Origin of the sequence: Duganella sp. FT27W (genome assembly GCF_009295655.1) — a bacterium.
GTDB classification, from domain to species: Bacteria; Pseudomonadota; Gammaproteobacteria; order Burkholderiales; family Burkholderiaceae_D; genus Rugamonas; species Rugamonas zoogloeoides.
Window position 1 is genome coordinate 674,318 of record NZ_WHIV01000005.1, and the last position, 16,837, is coordinate 691,154.

Genomic DNA, 16,837 nt, shown 5'->3' on the forward strand with positions numbered 1-16,837 from the left:
CTGCGTAATGTTCTTCCTTACTCAGGAAAATTCACACACGGACGGAATTCCGGGATAAAAAGTTTCATAATATATACACAATTATACAACATCGCGCCATATAATACTCAGCAGCAATTAAAAAAAGCTTTGCGTGTGTGATCTTGTTGTCAAGATGCAACATTGTGTGAGAATTATACACCGCTTCTTGTGCTAAGCTTCGGTGCACACATCATATTAGCAACTAAACTTAATTGTAAGGCAATTCTGTTGGTGTGCAGGATATTTTTTTGCCGTGCTAAGTTAGTTGTCGCACGGAAGATAATTTCTAGTTAGTAATTAAGATAGTGCTCTCAAGAACTTGTCTCAAGAGCATTTACGCTTCCTTACATCCTTATAGACCGGTCGCTACAGCGCCGCTGTTGCCACTGCCACCGCGCGCGTCCTTGATCGCCTGCCCCAGGTCCACTACCGACATCGCATAGAAGTAGCTGCGGTTATATTGGGTAATGGCAAAGAAATTCGGATTGGCAGCCCAGTATTCGGTCGCTTCGCCACCATTCTGCAAGTCCACCAGGCCATACAAATTCTGTTCCGGCAATACAACAGTGGGGACGACACCCGCTGCCGACAAGTCCTGCGGCTTGTATTTTGCCGTCAAGCCCTGCTGCAACAGCGGTTCCCAGGCGCGGTTCGGTGAGACCTTGACCGGGTAGGCGATCGGCCCCGTTACCTGGCGCTGCCAGCCATGAGCGGCCAGGAACGACGCCACGCTGCCGACCACGTCGGTGCTCGAACCGAGCAGATCGATCTTGCCGCTGCCATCGAAATCGACCGCGTATTTCATCGCGCTGCTGGGCATGAACTGCGGCATGCCCATGGCGCCGGCAAACGAGCCGAGCATCGAGAGCGGTTCAAGGCCGTCGGCGCGGGCGAACAGCAGCGCCGCTTCCAGCTCGCCTTTGAAGTACGCCATGCGCGCTTCGCGCGTCGGGCTTTCGGGATAGGAAAACGCCAGCGTGGTCAGGGTGTCGAGCACGCGGAAGCGGCCGGTGATGCGGCCGTACACGGTTTCCACGCCAACAATGGCAACGATGATCTCGGCGGGCACGCCGTACAGCGATTCGGCGCGCGCGAGCGCTTCGGCATTCTCGTTCCAGAACCGCACGCCGGCGCTGGTGCGCACCGGATCGACGTTCAGGGCGCGGTAGGCCTGCCAGTTTTTCGGCTTGCCCGGTGGCGCCGGTTTGACCAGTTGCACCACCGAGTCCAGGTAGCGCACCTGGTTGATCAAGGTGTCGAGCTCCTTGCGGTCGAAGCCGTTGCGGATGGCGACGTCATCGAGGAACGTCCGCACTTCCTTCCACTCGCCGAAGTTGACGTATTCGCCGACGTAATCGGTGCCGGGCTTGGGCGCGGGCTTGGGTTCTGCCTTTTTCTTGGGCGCGGCTTTCTTTTGCTGCGACGGGGGTAGCTTGTAGCCGTAGCGGTCCACACCTTGCGCATGGACGCCAACGGCGCAGGTCAGCAGCAGGGAGGCCAGCAAGGGAGCAATCAGAGGTTTTATCGGCATAGGGGTAACAGTGTTTTAAGCGTCGCCAGCGACGCTGTACGTGATTCGGTATCGGGCGCGGCGTATTTGAGTGTCCCGTACAGTAACAAAAACCGGTCGGCGGCGGCGTGCTGTTCCGCACTTGCCGGCCGCGTGCGCAAGCGGGCGGCATATGCGGCCGGGCCTTCGTCCGGCTGGCGCGGGTCGCCATGGCGCGCTTGCCGCCGGCAAAAGGCATCGTACAGGACCTCGAGCGGATCGGCCGCGCGCCGCTGGCGCCGCCACTGCCACCAGGCCAGCAAACCGGCCACCAGCAGCGCCGCCAGCGCCATGCGCCAGGTGAGCAACAACCCACCTAATTCCGCAAGGAAACTACGCTGCCTCTCGGGATTGTAATCGAGGACGTATTGATTCCAAGCATTATTGAGCGCCGCATAGCGGAATCTGAACGCTGCCAGCCACGAATCGGGATCGTTTTGCAGCGCGAACAGGGGATTGAATCCCACCGGCGGTGGCAGTGCGCGTGCCAGGTTGCGGGCCACGCGCTCCGGCGCCACGGCGGCGGTGGGATCGACGCGTAGCCAGCCCCGGCCCGGCAGCCAGATCTCGGCCCAGGCATGGGCGTCGGACTGGCGCACGGTCAGGTAGCCATCGACCGGATTGCGCTCGCCGCCCTGGTAGCCGGTGACCACGCGCGCCGGCACGCCCATGGCGCGCATCAGCACCACGTAGGCGCCGGCGTAGTGTTCGCAAAAGCCGGCGCGGCTGGTAAACAGGAAGTCGTCCACCAGGTCGCGCCCGCCCAATGGCGGTTGCAGCGTGTAGCTGAAGGCTTCGCGGCGGAATCTGTCCAGTACCTGCCGCGATAATCCGGCGCCATCGTGTTGCGGTGAGTCTTGCCGCAGTTGCCGCGCCAGCGCCAGCGTGCGCGGGTTAAAGCCGGCCGGCAGTTCCAGCCAGCGCGCCAGGCTTGGCGGCTGCGCATTCGCCTGCAGCGCGTAGTCGGTGTACGACGTCATGCTGTAGCGTGCGCGGCGGTTCACCGGGGTGGTGGTGAAGTATTCCATCTCGTCCGAATCGCGCACGCCGTAGCCCGTCATCGCCACCTGCGGACCGCCCAGCTCCAGCACCGCCAGCCAGCGCTGGCCGCTTGGTTCCATGGTGATTTCCTGGTGCACCGGCGCGCCGCGCAAGGCGATGGCAATGTCCTGGCGCTGCACGCCGCGCAGACGCGGCACGCGGGTCCAGGTGCTGCCGTCGTAGGCGCCCAGTACGATGCTGCGCCAGTACAGCTGCTGTTGCGCTGGCTGCGGACCCGTGAAGCGCACGCGGAACGCCACCTCGTCGGACTGCGCCAGCGACGACAGCGTGCCGGGCGCCATGCTGTCGGACAGGCCGGTGCGTCCGGCGGCGTCTCCGGGCATGCCCCACAGCGGACCCTGGATGCGCGGGAAAACGATGAAGATCAGCACCGCCAGCGGCGCGGCAAGCGCGAACAGCCGCATCGAGGTGCGCAGGCGCTGTCCCAGCGCCGGCACCACGCCCGTGTACTGAAACGTTTGCAGCGCGGTGAGCAGCACGATCAGCGTGGCCACCATGAACAGCGCGGTGGGCATGCTTTGCGAATAAAAGAAATTCGTCAGCAGCACGAACAGCGCCAGGAACACCACCACGAACAGGTCGCGCCGCGCGCGCATTTCCAGCAGTTTAAAGGCCAGCAGCAGCGCGAGCATGGCGACGCCGGGATCGCGTCCCACCACGGTGCCGTAGCTTGCGTACACGCCGGCCATGCTGGCGACCGACACCGGCAGCAGCACCCAGATGGACGGCATGCGCCTGCCGCGCCAGGTGAGCACCGTGCGCCACAGCAGGATAGCGCACACCGCCAGGCTGTTCCACAGCGGCAGGTGGCCGAAGTGGGGAACCAGCACCATCAGCGCGGCCACCAGCAACAGCAGGGTGTCCGATTTTTCGCGCGGCAGCTGTTGCAGGCGGTCGAACAGGGCCGCCTTCATGCGTGACCTTCGTAGAGCGCCAGCGCGCGCAGGCAGGCGGCGCGGTGGGCGTCGCCCAGCGCCGGACCGTACGACGCGGCGCCCAGGCGCAGGCTGTAGGGCAGGGCGCGCAGCTCCGCTTGCAGCACCCATTGCGTCATGCGCGACAGGCGCAGTTCGAGGCCGAGGTGGGCCGGCAGTTCGGCAAAGTCGAGCGCCAGTTCGGCCACCGCGCCGCCATCGAACTGCTTGGTCACCAGTTGGCCGCCCAGCGCCGGATCGTGGCGCGCGATCTGGCGCCAGGCCAGGTGCCGCATCGGGTCGCCCTGCTGGTAGGGGCGGATGCCGGCGAAGTTGTCGAGTCCCACGGCACCGTGGCCGTCCTCGCTGGCGGCGCCGTGCGAGGGCAGCGGCGGCGCCGGCGTTTCGGGCGCCGGGTACACCAGTACCGCCAGCTCCAGCTTCTGCTGCGCCGGCTTCCAGTACGACCAGGCGCGAAACAGCCCGAGCGGAAAACTGGTGGCCAGGCGGATGCGCGGCGCGGCCAGCCAGCCCCGCACGGGCGCCGGCGCCGACAGCACGACAGCACTGGTGGCGCCGGCCGCCACATCGGTCGGGTGGGTGGCCGGCGGGGAAACCGCTGCGGACGCTGCGGACTTCCAGCTAGCGTCATCGTCAAAGCCGATAACGATTGCAAAGCGGTCGCGCCGGGTGGGATTGTGCAGCTGCACTTCGAACTGCGCCTGTTCTCCCGCAAACACCGGCGCGGCGCGACCTGCCGTCAGCTGCAGTGCCACCAGGTTGCGGGTGGTGAGGAACATGTCGGCCACCGCGCAGGCGCCGGTGAAGAAGGTCAGCGCGAAGCCCAGGCCCAGGTTGTAGTTGAGGGCGCCGATCAGCATCAACAGCAGCAGCACGGCAAACCCCAGGCCGGGGCGGGTGGGCAGAATGTAGACGCGGCGCGGGGTGAGGGTAATGCCGCTGGCCGTGCCCGACTCACGCCGGTCGCGGCTGGCCAGCCAGCGTTCGCGGCGGTCGCGGTACCACGCCTGCAGCCGCGACCTCGCTTGCATGGCCACTACACCGGCACCGATTTTTGCCATTGCAGCACCAGGTCGCGGCTGGCCAGCGCCGCGCCGTGCGCCGCCTTGACGGGCCGCAGCCGGTGCGCGCACACGGGCGCCAGCACCGCCTGCACATCCTCGGGCAGCACGTGGTTGCGACCTTCCAGCGCGGCCCATGCGCGGGCCGCCTGCAACAGGGCGATGGCCGCGCGCGGGCTCAGGCCCTCGGCAAACATGCCGTTCTGGCGCGAGGCGGCGGCCAGGCGCTGCACGTAGTCGGCCAGCGTGGGCGCCACGTGCAGGGCGCGCAGCGATTGCTGGGCGTCGGCCAGTTCGTTCGACGTCATCGCCGCCGGCAGGGTCTTGAGCAGTGCGCGGCGGTCTTCGCCGAGCAGCAGCGCGCGTTCGGCGGCGGCGTCCGGGTAGCCGAGCGAGAGGCACATCAAAAAGCGGTCGAGTTGCGACTCGGGCAGCGGGAAGGTGCCGATCTGGTGGGTGGGATTTTGCGTGGCGATCACGAAGAACGGCGTGGGCAGTTCGCTCGTGACGCCGTCGGCGCTGACCTGGCGCTCTTCCATCGCTTCGAGCAGGCCGGACTGGGTTTTCGGGGTGGCGCGGTTGATTTCGTCGGCCAGCAAGACTTGCGTGAAGATAGGGCCGGGGTGGAACACGAAGCCGTTCTGCTCGCGGTCGTAGATCGAAATGCCGTTCACATCGGCCGGCAGCAGGTCGCTGGTGAACTGGATGCGGTTGAAACGCAGCCCCAGCGAAATGGCCAGCGCGTGCGCCAGCGTGGTCTTGCCCACGCCCGGCACGTCTTCCACCAGCAGGTGGCCGCCGGCCAGCAGGCAGGCCAGCGCCTGGCGGATCTGCAAGTCCTTGCCGACGATGATGCTGGCCACCTGCCGTGCTGCTTCGTGCAATTTTGTGTACATGATATGTGGTAGATTAGCGCATAGAAAGCATGGAACAGCCGGGTACCTTGATACAGTTGATTCTATGCGAGAAACTGCGCCGGAGACACAAGAGAGTCATGACCACCGCCATTTACAGCCATCCAGACTGCCAGCGCCACGACATGGGCGACTGGCACCCCGAGTCGCCCGCGCGGCTGCAAGCGATTTCCGACCAGTTGATCGGCTCCCACATCAGCGACCTGCTCGACTACCGCGAAGCGCCGCTGGTCGCCGTCGCCGACCTCGAACGCAATCACACCCGCAACGCGATTGCCATCATCCGCGACAACGTGCCCGAACCGGGCGACACCTATCCACTCGACGGCGACACCTCGCTCAATGCCTGGAGCTGGCTGGCGGCGCAGCGCGCGGCCGGCGCGGCGGTGGCCGCCACCGACGCCGTGATCGACGGCGAAATCGACAACGCCTTCTGCTCGGTGCGCCCGCCCGGCCACCACGCGCGCGCCATGGAGCCGATGGGCTTCTGCCTGTTCAACAACGTGGCGGTCGCCGCCAAGCACGCGCTCGACGCGCGCGGGCTGGCACGGGTGGCGATTGTCGACTTCGACGTCCACCACGGCAACGGCACCGAAGAAGCGTTCCGCGACGAGCCGCGCGCGCTGATGGTGAGCTTCTTCCAGCACCCGTTCTACCCGTACAACGAGCCGTTGCCGATCACGCCCAACCGCGTCAACGTGCCGGTGCCGCTGGCGTCGAAAGGCGACGACGTGCGCCGCATCGTCACCGAACAATGGCTGCCGGCGCTGCATGCTTTCAAACCCGAGATGATTTTTATTTCGGCCGGCTTCGACGCCCACCGCGAGGATGACCTCGGCGGCATGGGCCTGGTGGAAGCGGATTATGCGTGGATGACCGAACAGCTGATGGAAGTCGCCCGCCTGTATGCCAGAGGGCGCATCGTCAGCTGTCTGGAGGGGGGCTACAACCTGTCCGCCCTCGGTCGCAGCGTGGTCGCGCATCTGAAGGCGCTGGCCGAGATTTAGCCAGCGCCGGCCAGCTTATCGCGCTTGCTTGAGGTTGGTATCGAGGAATGCTTCGACTTCTTTCCAGAACGCCAACCGGGTGCTTTCGTACATCCAGCCGTGGCCCTCTTCGGAATACGTGATCAGCCTGACGTTCGGGTTGTTCATTTTTACCGCACTGTAAAAACGGGCGGCGTGTTCGATCGGCACGCGGCTATCCTTGGCGCCGTGCACCAGCAACAGCGGCTGTTTCAGTTCGGCGGCACGTTGCAGCGGCGAATTCTTGCGGAACATCTCAGCATCGGCGTCCGGATCGCCGATCACCGAGCGCATGCTGTAGCCGCGGCTTTCTTCCGAGGCGTCCGACATCACCGACGTGAACATCAAACCGAGGTCGGTCACGCCGGCCCACGACACGCCGGTGCGGAAGATTTGCGGATCCTTGATCAGGCCCATCAGGGTGGCGTAGCCGCCGTAACTTCCCCCCATGATGGCAATGCGGCTGCGGTCGGCCCAACCCTGTTTGACCGCCCATTGCGCGGCGTCGGCCAGGTCGTCCTGCATGGCGCCGCCCCATTGCTTGAAGCCCGCTTCCAGGTGGTCGGCGCCAAAGCCGGCGCTGCCGCGGAACTCGGGCTGAATCACCACGTAGCCGCGCGATGCCAGGAACTGCGCTTCGTCGTCCCAGTTCCAGAAGCCACCGCGCACGGACGGACCGCCGTGGACCAGCACGATGGTGGGTGCGGCAACGGCTGGTTTGCCCGGTGGCAGCGTGACGTAGGCCGGGATCGCGCGGCCGTCGCGCGCATGGTAATGGTGAAAGCTGCGCTGGCCCATTTGCGCCAGCTTGATGCCGGGGTGAGAGCTGCCCAGGCCAGTCAGCATACCGGTGTCGCGGTGGTACAGCACGTATTCGGTGGGGCGGCGGTCGCTGCCGCGGCGCACCAGCAAGACGGGTGAACCGAGGCAGTCACTGGGACAGGTGAACTGATTGATGGTGCCGGGCAGCGCCGCATCGATGCTGGCCTGCGCGGCCTTGAGCGTGGCATCGAACCAGACGGACGTGCCGGCATCGGTCTGCAGGTGCACACCGACCAGGCGCCGGGTCTTTTGATCGAACTCCAGGCTGCCGTTGAAATCGAAGCCGGGCGTTTCAACCAGCGGCTGCTGATCGAGCTTCATGGTTTTCAGGTCGTAGCGGAACAGCGCCGCCTGGCCGTTGTAGGCCGCCTGAACATACATATTGTTGCCGCCGTCGAACCCCAGCGGCGTGAAGCGCTTGTCCTGCAGGCAGCTGCCGCTGTCGATTTCCGTCCACTGGGTGGCGTCGGGGGTGCGGTAGTAGGTAATGCAGCGCCCCTTCACTTGCGACGATACGCTGCGTGGCGCGCCGTCCTGGTCAGTCCGCCAGGTATAGATGGTGGGCGGCTGACTGCCTTCAAACGCGGGACCGAGATATTGGGTGCGGGTATTCAGGCGGAACAGGCGGGTGGACTTGGCGCCCCGATCGGTTGCGCTCCAGATTGCCTTCTCCACCAGGATATCGTCAGAATCGTCGGCAATGTCGCCGAAATAGCGATACTCCGGCTGCAAGGTACGACTGACTATGTTGGATTTCAACTGCGCGCGCGGAACCTCCCAATCGCCGTTGATCAGGTAGCGCTGATTTTCACCGTCGATGTCCACCGCCAACTCGTCAAGGAAGCTGCGATCGCCCTTGTAAAAATTCTTGACCGTGTAACCGAGCCGCTTCTCATTGATCCAGTGGATATCGTACACGCCCACTTCGTTGGCCTCGAACTCGGCCAGCATGGTGGCTTTTTGCGGATTGACGGTATCGCGCACGACGATCGCCTGCTTGCCGTCAGGCAGAATGATTGCCATGGCCACGTGGCCGCCCTTGGGCGACAGCGCAACCATATCGATACGCGGGGTTTCGAAGAAGCTGGCAATCGGGGGCAGGGGAGCGGCAGCGAAGGTGGGCGCGGCGGACAGGGCAACGACGGCCAGTACCGGCAGGCGACGAAGGTTGAAAGGGAGGAAGCGCATGATCTCTGCATGATTGAGGATATGGAAATTATATAGTTGATAACCCTTGGTGTCTATCCGCCATGCAATATTCGTGTCCAAAATAAAAATGCCGCCCGGCGCAAGCCAGGGCGGCATTTCAGGCGGCATGACGGACTGCTTAGGCGGTCACTTCCTTGCCACGCTTGCCCGCCCAGCGGTACAGGCCGGTGACCACGAACACGGCCACCACCAGCGAGATCAGCATGGTGTGCGCCTCGGTCAGCGACGTGGCGATGGCCAGCGGTTCGCCTTCGCCCGAGACCACGATCAGGCCGGCCAGCGCGACGTTGAACAGGCTCTCGCCCACGATGAAGCCCGACATGATCAGCACCGCCAGGCGCTTGGCGGTTTCACCGGCCGGCGAATTGCCGACCGATTTCTCGAAGTAGTAGCCCAGTACCGCACCGAGCACCACCGGCGTGATCACGGCGCTGGGCAGGTAGATCGCCAGGCCCACGCCCAGCGGCGGCAGGCTGTACTTGTCGTTCGACGACTTCTTCAGGAAGAAGTTGATCAAGACCAGGCCCAGGCCGATCAGCGCGCCATAGCCCAGCAGGTTCCATTCCAGCCGGCCGCCGATGACGCCCTTGGCCAGCGTGGAAATCAGTTGCGCCTGCGGCGCGGCCAGCGGCTGGTCGGAGATCGAATCGAGATTCGGCGCGCCGACGAAACCGTTGGCGTGGTTGAGCAGTTCCAGCACCGGCGGCACCACGCACGAACCGGCAAACACGCCGATCAGCAGCGCTACCTGCTGCTTCCACGGCGTGGCGTTGACCAGCTGGCCGGTTTTCAGATCCTGCAGGTTGTCGTTGCCGATCACGGCCACCGCCAGCACCACGGTGGTGACGAACAACGCGTAGGCGATCAGCGCGTGCGCCACTTCCGGGCCCATCACGCTGCGCCCGACCATGCCCACCGTCAGCGCTGCGCCGAGGATGGTCAAAATGGCGATGCCGGATACCGGCGAGTTGGACGAACCGATCAGGCCCGCCATGTAGCCGCACACGGCGGCGGCAAAGATACCGGCGACCAGGATGTAACCGACGCCCACGGCCACCAGCGGCAACGCCAGTTCGGCCAGCGGACCGCCTTGCAGGAAGCTGGCCAGCAGCCAGCCGGCCGGCACCATCGCCAGCAAGGTCACCAGGCCCACCATGAAGATCGGGATGTCCTGCTCGGTGCGGTCGATGACGGCGCCGCCCTGCTTGGCGCGGCGCGCCGTGTCCATCGCGGACTTGAGACCGCCGATGATGGGCTTGGCCAGGCCGGCCAGAGTGATGATGGCGGCAACGCCGATCACGCCGGCGCCGATCATGCGCACTTCCTTGCTCCAGATCGCCAGCGCGTGGGCCTCGGCGCCCACGCCGGCAGCGGCGGGCGCCAGCGACGTGAGCAGCGGCACCAGCATGCCCCAGGCGATCACCAGGCCGACCAGCATGGCGATGCCGACCGTGATGCCCATCAGGTGGCCGGCGCCGATCAGCGCCAGCGAACCGGCCGCGCCGATGCCGGTGGCGCCGGCAGCGCCGGTGCGGAAGTAGAAGGTCAGTTCGGCGGCCATCACCTTGGCGGCCGCGCCCAGGGCCATGACAGCCGAGGCGATTGCGCCCAGCAGCACTGCCTGCAGGCCCGCCTTGCCCTCCTTGGCGCCCTCGCGGGTGGCGGTGCCGACTTTCAGTACTTCGGCGGCAGCCACGCCTTCCGGGTAGGGCAGCGTCGATTGCGACACCAGCGCGCGGCGCAGCGGCACCGTGTACATCACACCGAGCACGCCGCCGATGGCGCAGGCGCCAAACGTGGGCCAGAACGGCACGTGCGCCCACCAGCCGACCATCAACAGGCCAGGCAGCACGAAGATCACCGAGGCCAGCGTGCCGGCGGCCGAGGCGATGGTCTGGACGATGTTGTTTTCCTGGATGGTGGCGTTCTTGAATGCCGACAGCAGCGCCATCGAGATCACCGCCGCCGGAATCGACGTGGCGAAGGTGAGGCCCACCTTCAGGCCGAGGTACACCTGGGCGGCGGTAAACACCAGCGTGATGAGAATGCCGAGGAAAATCCCGCGGATGGTGATTTCCCGCGGATTGGACAGTGCCACACTATTCATCGTTAAAAACTCCGGATGACAATATTGTTTATATGATTAGGGAAAAGCAAGACGGACCATGATATCCGAATCCCGCACCGGCCAGCAGGTAAAATAGCGGATTGTCAGAACGATTTTGAAGGTCAGAGCATGTCGATACAATGGTACCCGGGGCATATGAACGCCGCCAAGAAGAAGGCGGCGGAGCAAATGGAAAACATCGATCTGGTGATCGAGGTGGTCGATGCGCGCCTGCCCGAGGCCAGCACCAACCCCATGGTGGAGGAGCTGCGCAAGTTCCGCCAGCGGCCGTGCCTGAAAATCCTCAACAAGATCGACCTGGCCGACCCGGACGCCACTTCGCGCTGGGCCGACTTCTATAACGCCCAGGACGGCGTGACCGCGTACCCGATGACGACCAAGAAGCCGGCCGACGTCGCGCGCGTGCTCGACCTGGCGCGCAAGCTGGCGCCGCACCGCAGCGTGCCCACCAAGCCGCTGCGCATCATGATCATGGGGATCCCCAACGTCGGCAAATCGACGCTGATGAACGCGCTGCTGAAAAAACGCGTGGCCAAGGTGGGCGACGAGCCGGCCGTGACCAAGCAGCAGCAAAAGCTCTACCTCGACAAGAACACCATCCTGGTCGATACCCCCGGCATGTTGTGGCCCAAGATCGCGCTGCCTACCGACGGCCTGATGCTGGCCGCCAGCCACGCGATCGGCTCCAACGCGCTGATCGAGGAAGAAGTGGCCGTGTACCTGGCCGACGAAATGCTGCGTTACTACCCTGATTTGCTGGTGGCGCGTTACGGCTTCAAGGACATCGAGAGTTTTGATGGCATCGCCGTGGTGGAAGGCATCGCGGCCAAGCGCGGCTTCCGCCAGAAGGGTGGCGACTACGACTTCGAAAAGGCGTCGCACACTTTCCTGGGCGACTACCGCAGCGGCGTGCTCGGCCGCATTTCGCTGGAAACCCCGGCCTCGCGCGCGGAGCGACTGGCGGCGCACGAGGCGGAGATGGCGGTCAAGAATGCGGAAAAGGCGGCGGCTGCGGCCGAAAAGGCGCGCAACGCCGCCAACGGCAAGCGCGGGACGTAACCGTCTGCCTGCACCGTCCATACCGTCGTCCCCGCACAGGGATGACGGTTCTGCTGTCGGCTACCCGAATTTGAAGCTGCTTACCGCCAGCGCGCCCATGAACGCATCTTCGTGATAAGGCACCGTGGCCGTATCGTTTTCGGCCGCACCCAGCACCACCATCAACGGCAGTAAATGCTCCTCCCGCGGATGCGCCATGCGCGCACCGGGCGCCTTGTCCCATTCCAGTAACGCCGCCGTCCGTTCGGCGGCGGGCAGCGCCATCGCTGCGCGCAGCCAGTCGTCGAATGCATGCGACGCTGCCGCGCCCTGAGCGTTGAACGCGCGCAGGTTGTGGTAACTGAGGCCGCTGCCCACGATCAGCACACCTTCATCACGCAACGGCGCCAGCAAACGGCCCGCCTCGACATGGGTGCGCGCATCGAGTCCGTGCTTGAGGGAGAGCTGCACGATCGGCACGTCCGCGTCCGGAAATACCGGCACCATGGCGGAAAACGTGCCGTGGTCGAAGCCGCGCCCGTCGTCGAGTGACGCGGGGTGGCCGCCGGCCTGCAACAGCGCCTGCACGCGCGCGGCCAGTTCGGGCGAGCCGGGGGCGGGGTACTGCACCTGGTACGTGTGCGGCGGGAAGCCGCCGTAATCGTAAATCATCGGCGGTTTCGCCGACGACGACAGCAGGAAGTCGCGTCCTTCCCAGTGCGCGGTGATCACCAGCACCGCGCGCGGCTTGCCGCCAATCTGGCGCGGAATGTCGCGCAGGGAGGCGTCGAGCTGTGCGTACAGGTGGCCTACCTGGTCCATCATGAACGGCCAGGGGCCGCCGCCGTGCGACAGGAAATAGGTGGGGAGGGTCATGATGGTCAGCTCCGTGCAATTCAATCTGCCAATATAGGGACGGGCGCTGTAGCCCACAATGGCGGAAATATCGATAGTATCGATCCAGATTCTGGATCGCGGCAGAAGTAAAAATATCACGCGTATAATATGCGCCTTCCCGTTTCACTGGTCATCCATCCCATGTCTATCTCCCTCCGTCCGCGCCTGCTGGCCGCCGCCATGTCCCTCTGCTTCACCGCGCCCGCCGCCCTGGCGCAAGTTGCACAGGAATTGAATCCCGTGACCATCACCGGCGCCCGTTTCGATGCCGATCCGTCGCTCGCACCCATCGGCGCCACCGTGATCACGGCCGACGAGATCCGCCGCGCCGGCGCTGGCGACGTCAACGCCGCGATCCGCAAGATCGGCGGCGTGTACGGCCGCCAGAGCCTCACCGGCAGCCCCGACTTCGGCCTCGACCTGCGCGGCTTCGGCGCCAACAGCGCCCAGAACATGGTGATCGTGGTCGATGGCGTGCGCCTGTCGGAGAACGAACAAGCCAACGCCATCCTGTCCACGATCCCGATCGACAGCGTCGAGCGCATCGAGATCACGCGCGGCGGCGCCAGCGTGTTGTACGGCGACGGCGCCACCGGCGGCGTGATCAACATCGTCACCAAGCGCCCGAACCAGCGCGCCGGCAGCGGCAGCGTGTTCGTCGAAGGCGGCAGCTTCAACGCCGGCGAAGCGCGCGCCACCATGGCGCAGTCGTGGGCAGATTTCTCGGCTGACGTCAGCGCCGGCCACCAGCGCACCGACAACTACCGCGACAACAACGACTTCAAGCAAACCCAGTTGAGCGGCGGTCTGCAATGGCACAATAACGCCGGCCGCGTGGGCGTGCGCTACGAAGGCGCGCGCCAGGACTCGCGTCTGCCCGGTGCGCTGTCCGAAGCGCAGTTCAACGCCAATCCGCGCCAGACCCGCTCGCCCAACGATTACGGCTCGCTCGACAGCGACCGCCTGACTGCCTTTGGTGAGTACCGTGTGGCCGGCCACGACGTGGCAGCCGAGCTGTCGTACCGCAAAAAGACTGTCGATGCGTTGTACGTCTCGCAGTTCGGACCGTCGGCCAGCAGCTACGAAACCAAACAGTGGCAGTTCTCGCCGCGCGTGCGCAAGCTGGGCGCGGTGGGCGGCATGGTCAATGAACTGGTGTTCGGCGCCGACTTCACCAAGTGGGAGCGCACGACCACCGCCGATTTTTCCGCCGCCGACGCCGAGCAGAAATCGAAAGCCATCTACCTTCGCGACGAACTGCGTTTCGATCCGGTGCACGAAGGACGCATCTCCGCCGGCGTGCGCCGCGATCTGTTCGACAAAAAATTCCGCGATCCGCTGGGCTTTGCCACCACCGGCTACGACACCACCCAGGGCGTGAACGCCTGGGAGGTCCAGCTGAGCTACATGCCGGTCAGCGGGCTGACCGTGTTTGGCAAGGCAGGCCAGAGCTATCGCCTGGCCAACGCGGACGACAACGCCGGCACGCCGGTCGTCAACCAGGTACTGCGTCCGCAGAAATCGAAGGACCTGGAACTGGGCGCCACTTACGTCATGGGTGCCGGCAGCAAGACTACCGCGCGTATCTTCCGCAGCAACCTGACCGACGAGATCTTCTACGATCCGACCGTGCCGCCGTTCGGCGCCAACGCCAACCTCGATCCGACCAGGCGCCAGGGCTTCGAACTCGATGCCGAACAGCGCATTGCCGCCGACTGGAGCGTGAGCGCCCATTACCAGTACGTGGACGCCAAGTTCCGCGCCGGCGTCAACCACGGCAAGCAGATTGCACTGGTGCCCGAAAATACCGTGACCGCGCGCCTGAGCTGGATGCCGGCCAACGGCCAGAGCGCCGACATCGGCGTGCAATGGGTCGATGACCAGCGCTATGGCGACGATTACGCCAACAGCTGCTCGAGCAAGATCCCGTCATACACCACGCTCGATGCCCGCTACGCGCGCAAGTTCGGCCAGTGGGAACTGGCGCTGTCGGGCCAGAACCTGACCGACAAGCGTTACTATTCGCAGGCATTCAACTGCGTGTTCGGCAACGGCGGCATCTACACCGCCGACGGCCGCCAGCTGAAACTCTCGGCGCGCTACGACTTTTAAGCGAAACAGTGGTAACCTCGCGTCGTGGCACGTCTGCGACGCGGGCGCGGTTTTATTCGATGGGATGAGCGATGAAAGAAATCAGCAAGGAACGCAAGGATGCCGAAGGCAAGGTGATGCATATCTACAAGGAATCAGCACCGGCCATCGAGAACCTGTACGAGTTTTCCTATATCAACCATATCGCCTGGACCACGGCCGTGGTGCTGCTGGGGCTGGTGATATGGTTGTCGGCAGCGCTGGTCAATGCCGAGAACCAGCGCAATGCGTTGATGACGAGGCAGTGCCAGGATAAGGTGTTCCCCACCGAGGTGGACAAGAAGTGCCTGCGCATGGTCGATTCGCGCGAGCACTGGTGGCAGCACCTGCACTATGCCCTTACGCATACCTCTCCGGACGTGTAATCACAGTCAGCCACAGCCCGCGTCAGCGGGCTTTTTTACAAGGACAGCGATGAAGCAAGTGATGTTGGTAACCGGCAGCAGCCGGGGTATCGGCGCGGCCACCGCGCTCCTGGCCAGCCGGCGCGGTTACGCCGTTTGCATCAACTACCTGGGTAATGTGGCAGCGGCCGAACGCCTGCGCGCGCAGATCGCGGCCGAAGGCGGCGCGGCGATTGCGGTGCAGGCCGACGTGGCCGTGGAAGCGGACGTGCTGCGCCTGTTCGCCACCATCGATGCGCAACTGGGGCCGCTCACGGCGCTGGTCAACAACGTGGGCGTGCTGGAACAACAGGGCAAGCTGGTGGACATGTCGGCCGAGCGCCTGCAGCGGGTGGTTACCACCAATATTCTCAGCTACCTGCTGTGCAGCCGCGAGGCGATCAAACGCATGGCGACCTCGCTTGGCGGCCACGGTGGCGGCATTGTCAACGTGGGCTCGGGCGCGTCGAAGCATGGCGCCGGCAATGTGTATGTCGACTACGCGTCCACCAAGGGCGCGATCGATGTGATGACGCTGGGGCTGTCGAAGGAGGTGGGGCCCGATGGTATCCGCGTGAATTGCGTGCGGCCCGGGATCATCCACACCGACATTCACGCCAGCGGCGGTGATCCCGACCGGGTCAACAAGCTGGCGTCCACCGTGCCGTTGCAGCGCGGCGGCCAGCCCGAGGAAATCGCCGAGACGATCCTCTGGCTGCTCGGGCCGCAATCGTCGTATGTCAGCGGCGCGCTGCTCGACGCCGGCGGGGCGCGCTAGCGTCAACTATGGATCACCACCGTGCAGGTGGTGCCGGCCACCAGTGTCACGTCTTTGGGCTGCTGGTCGATGTGGATACGCACCGGCACCCGCTGCGCCAGCCGCACCCAGCTGAACGTCGGATTGACGTCGGCCAGCAGTTCGCGGCCCAGGTTGGCGTCGCGGTCGGTGATGCCGCGCGCGATGCTTTCGATGTGGCCGTGCAGCGCGATGTCGCCGCTCATCAGGCGCATCTCGACCTTGTCGTTCAGTTTGAGCAGCGGCAGCTTGGTCTCTTCAAAATACCCCACCACGTAGAACGAGGCGCTGTCGATCACGGCCAGCTTGGACGCACCCACGGCGGCAAAATCGCCCGCGTGCACATTCAGGTTGGTGACATAGCCGGTGACCGGCGCACGCACGGTGGTGCGCTCGACATTGAGCGCGGCCAGGTCGCGCGCGGCCAGCGCCGCCTGGTACTGGGCCGACGCCGTGCCTACCGCGAATTCGGCGGTCTCGCGGTTTTCGGCCGAGATGATCGAGGCGTCAAGGGCATTGCGGCGGTTGGCTTCCTTGGTGCGGCGGCCTTTTTCCACCTGCTGCGAGCGCAGCATGGCGTTGGCCTGCGCCAGCGTGTTCTCGTAGCGCGCCTTGTCCACGACGAACAGCACATCGCCCTTGTGGACGAACTGGTTATCGCGCACCAGCACTTCGGTGACGGTGCCCGCCACGTCGGCGCTGATGGTGACCACGTCGGCCTTGACGCGGCCGTCGCGGGTCCAGGCGGAATCCATGTAGCGGTCCCAGGCCATGCGGCCCAGGAACAGGGCGGCGCCCAGTAACAGTACGGTAAGGAAGAAGCGGAAGATTTTGGATGCGCTCACG

General features: G+C 64.8%; 13 protein-coding genes. 5 read left to right on the forward strand and 8 right to left on the reverse strand.

Annotation, left to right across the window (positions count from 1 at the left end; translation table 11 throughout):
• Positions 1 to 373 precede the first annotated feature (373 nt).
• Genes mltB through F8197_RS24955 form a run of 4 tightly spaced genes read right to left on the reverse strand, consistent with a single transcriptional unit; the run spans position 374 to position 5,524 of the window.
• Positions 374 to 1,552 carry a lytic murein transglycosylase B gene (gene mltB / locus F8197_RS24940; protein WP_152884378.1) on the reverse strand — a complete coding sequence of 393 codons (1,179 nt, stop codon included), beginning with the start codon at positions 1,550 to 1,552 and terminating at the stop codon, positions 374 to 376.
• On the reverse strand, positions 1,543 to 3,546 hold the full coding sequence (locus tag F8197_RS24945) for a DUF3488 and transglutaminase-like domain-containing protein (protein WP_152884380.1): 2,004 nt from the start codon (positions 3,544 to 3,546) through the stop codon (positions 1,543 to 1,545). Before F8197_RS24945 ends, mltB begins: the two co-directional genes overlap by 10 nt.
• On the reverse strand, positions 3,543 to 4,628 hold the full coding sequence (locus tag F8197_RS24950; RefSeq protein WP_227012397.1) for a DUF58 domain-containing protein: 1,086 nt from the start codon (positions 4,626 to 4,628) through the stop codon (positions 3,543 to 3,545). The genes F8197_RS24945 and F8197_RS24950 overlap by 4 nt, the downstream gene beginning before the upstream one ends.
• Positions 4,604 to 5,524, reverse strand: a complete 921-nt coding sequence (locus F8197_RS24955) for a MoxR family ATPase (RefSeq protein WP_152884381.1) — start codon at positions 5,522 to 5,524, stop codon at positions 4,604 to 4,606. Before F8197_RS24955 ends, F8197_RS24950 begins: the two co-directional genes overlap by 25 nt.
• Positions 5,525 to 5,622: 98 nt before the next feature.
• On the opposite strand from F8197_RS24955, the gene F8197_RS24960 reads away from it, so the two are divergent.
• Positions 5,623 to 6,549: a histone deacetylase family protein gene (locus F8197_RS24960; protein ID WP_152884383.1), complete on the forward strand. Its 927-nt coding sequence runs from the start codon at positions 5,623 to 5,625 to the stop codon at positions 6,547 to 6,549.
• Positions 6,550 to 6,564: 15 nt separating this feature from the next.
• On the opposite strand, the gene F8197_RS24965 is transcribed toward F8197_RS24960, so the two are convergent.
• Together F8197_RS24965 and F8197_RS24970 are read right to left on the reverse strand one after the other, a co-directional pair.
• A complete protein-coding gene (locus tag F8197_RS24965) occupies positions 6,565 to 8,577 on the reverse strand; it encodes a S9 family peptidase (RefSeq protein WP_152884385.1) in 2,013 nt (670 codons plus the stop codon).
• Between the two features lie 139 nt (positions 8,578 to 8,716).
• Positions 8,717 to 10,705, reverse strand: coding sequence for an OPT family oligopeptide transporter (locus tag F8197_RS24970; RefSeq protein WP_152884386.1), 1,989 nt, complete (start codon positions 10,703 to 10,705; stop codon positions 8,717 to 8,719).
• A 156-nt stretch (positions 10,706 to 10,861) separates the two neighbouring features.
• Here F8197_RS24970 and ylqF point away from each other — a divergent pair, with 156 nt between their 5' ends.
• Positions 10,862 to 11,785, forward strand: a complete 924-nt coding sequence (ylqF, locus tag F8197_RS24975; protein ID WP_229214530.1) for a ribosome biogenesis GTPase YlqF — start codon at positions 10,862 to 10,864, stop codon at positions 11,783 to 11,785.
• Positions 11,786 to 11,845: 60 nt separating this feature from the next.
• Here ylqF and F8197_RS24980 read toward each other — a convergent pair whose 3' ends face one another.
• Positions 11,846 to 12,640 (reverse strand): class III extradiol ring-cleavage dioxygenase, encoded by a 795-nt coding sequence (locus F8197_RS24980; RefSeq protein ID WP_152884390.1) that lies wholly within the window; start codon positions 12,638 to 12,640, stop codon positions 11,846 to 11,848.
• A 162-nt stretch (positions 12,641 to 12,802) separates the two neighbouring features.
• Between F8197_RS24980 and F8197_RS24985 the strand changes: the two genes are divergently transcribed.
• The 3 genes from F8197_RS24985 (at position 12,803) to F8197_RS24995 (ending at position 15,973) form a co-directional block, all read left to right on the forward strand.
• A complete protein-coding gene (locus tag F8197_RS24985) occupies positions 12,803 to 14,773 on the forward strand; it encodes a TonB-dependent receptor (protein WP_227012398.1) in 1,971 nt (656 codons plus the stop codon).
• A 71-nt stretch (positions 14,774 to 14,844) separates the two neighbouring features.
• Entirely contained in the window at positions 14,845 to 15,177 is a 333-nt protein-coding gene (locus tag F8197_RS24990) for a hypothetical protein (RefSeq protein ID WP_056138984.1), read from the forward strand.
• A gap of 49 nt (positions 15,178 to 15,226) precedes the next feature.
• Positions 15,227 to 15,973 (forward strand): SDR family oxidoreductase, encoded by a 747-nt coding sequence (locus tag F8197_RS24995; protein ID WP_152884392.1) that lies wholly within the window; start codon positions 15,227 to 15,229, stop codon positions 15,971 to 15,973.
• Positions 15,974 to 15,975: 2 nt separating this feature from the next.
• Here the strand turns inward: F8197_RS24995 and F8197_RS25000 are convergent, their stop codons facing one another.
• Positions 15,976 to 16,836, reverse strand: a complete 861-nt coding sequence (locus F8197_RS25000) for an efflux RND transporter periplasmic adaptor subunit (RefSeq protein ID WP_373996973.1) — start codon at positions 16,834 to 16,836, stop codon at positions 15,976 to 15,978.
• Position 16,837: the final 1 nt, after the last annotated feature.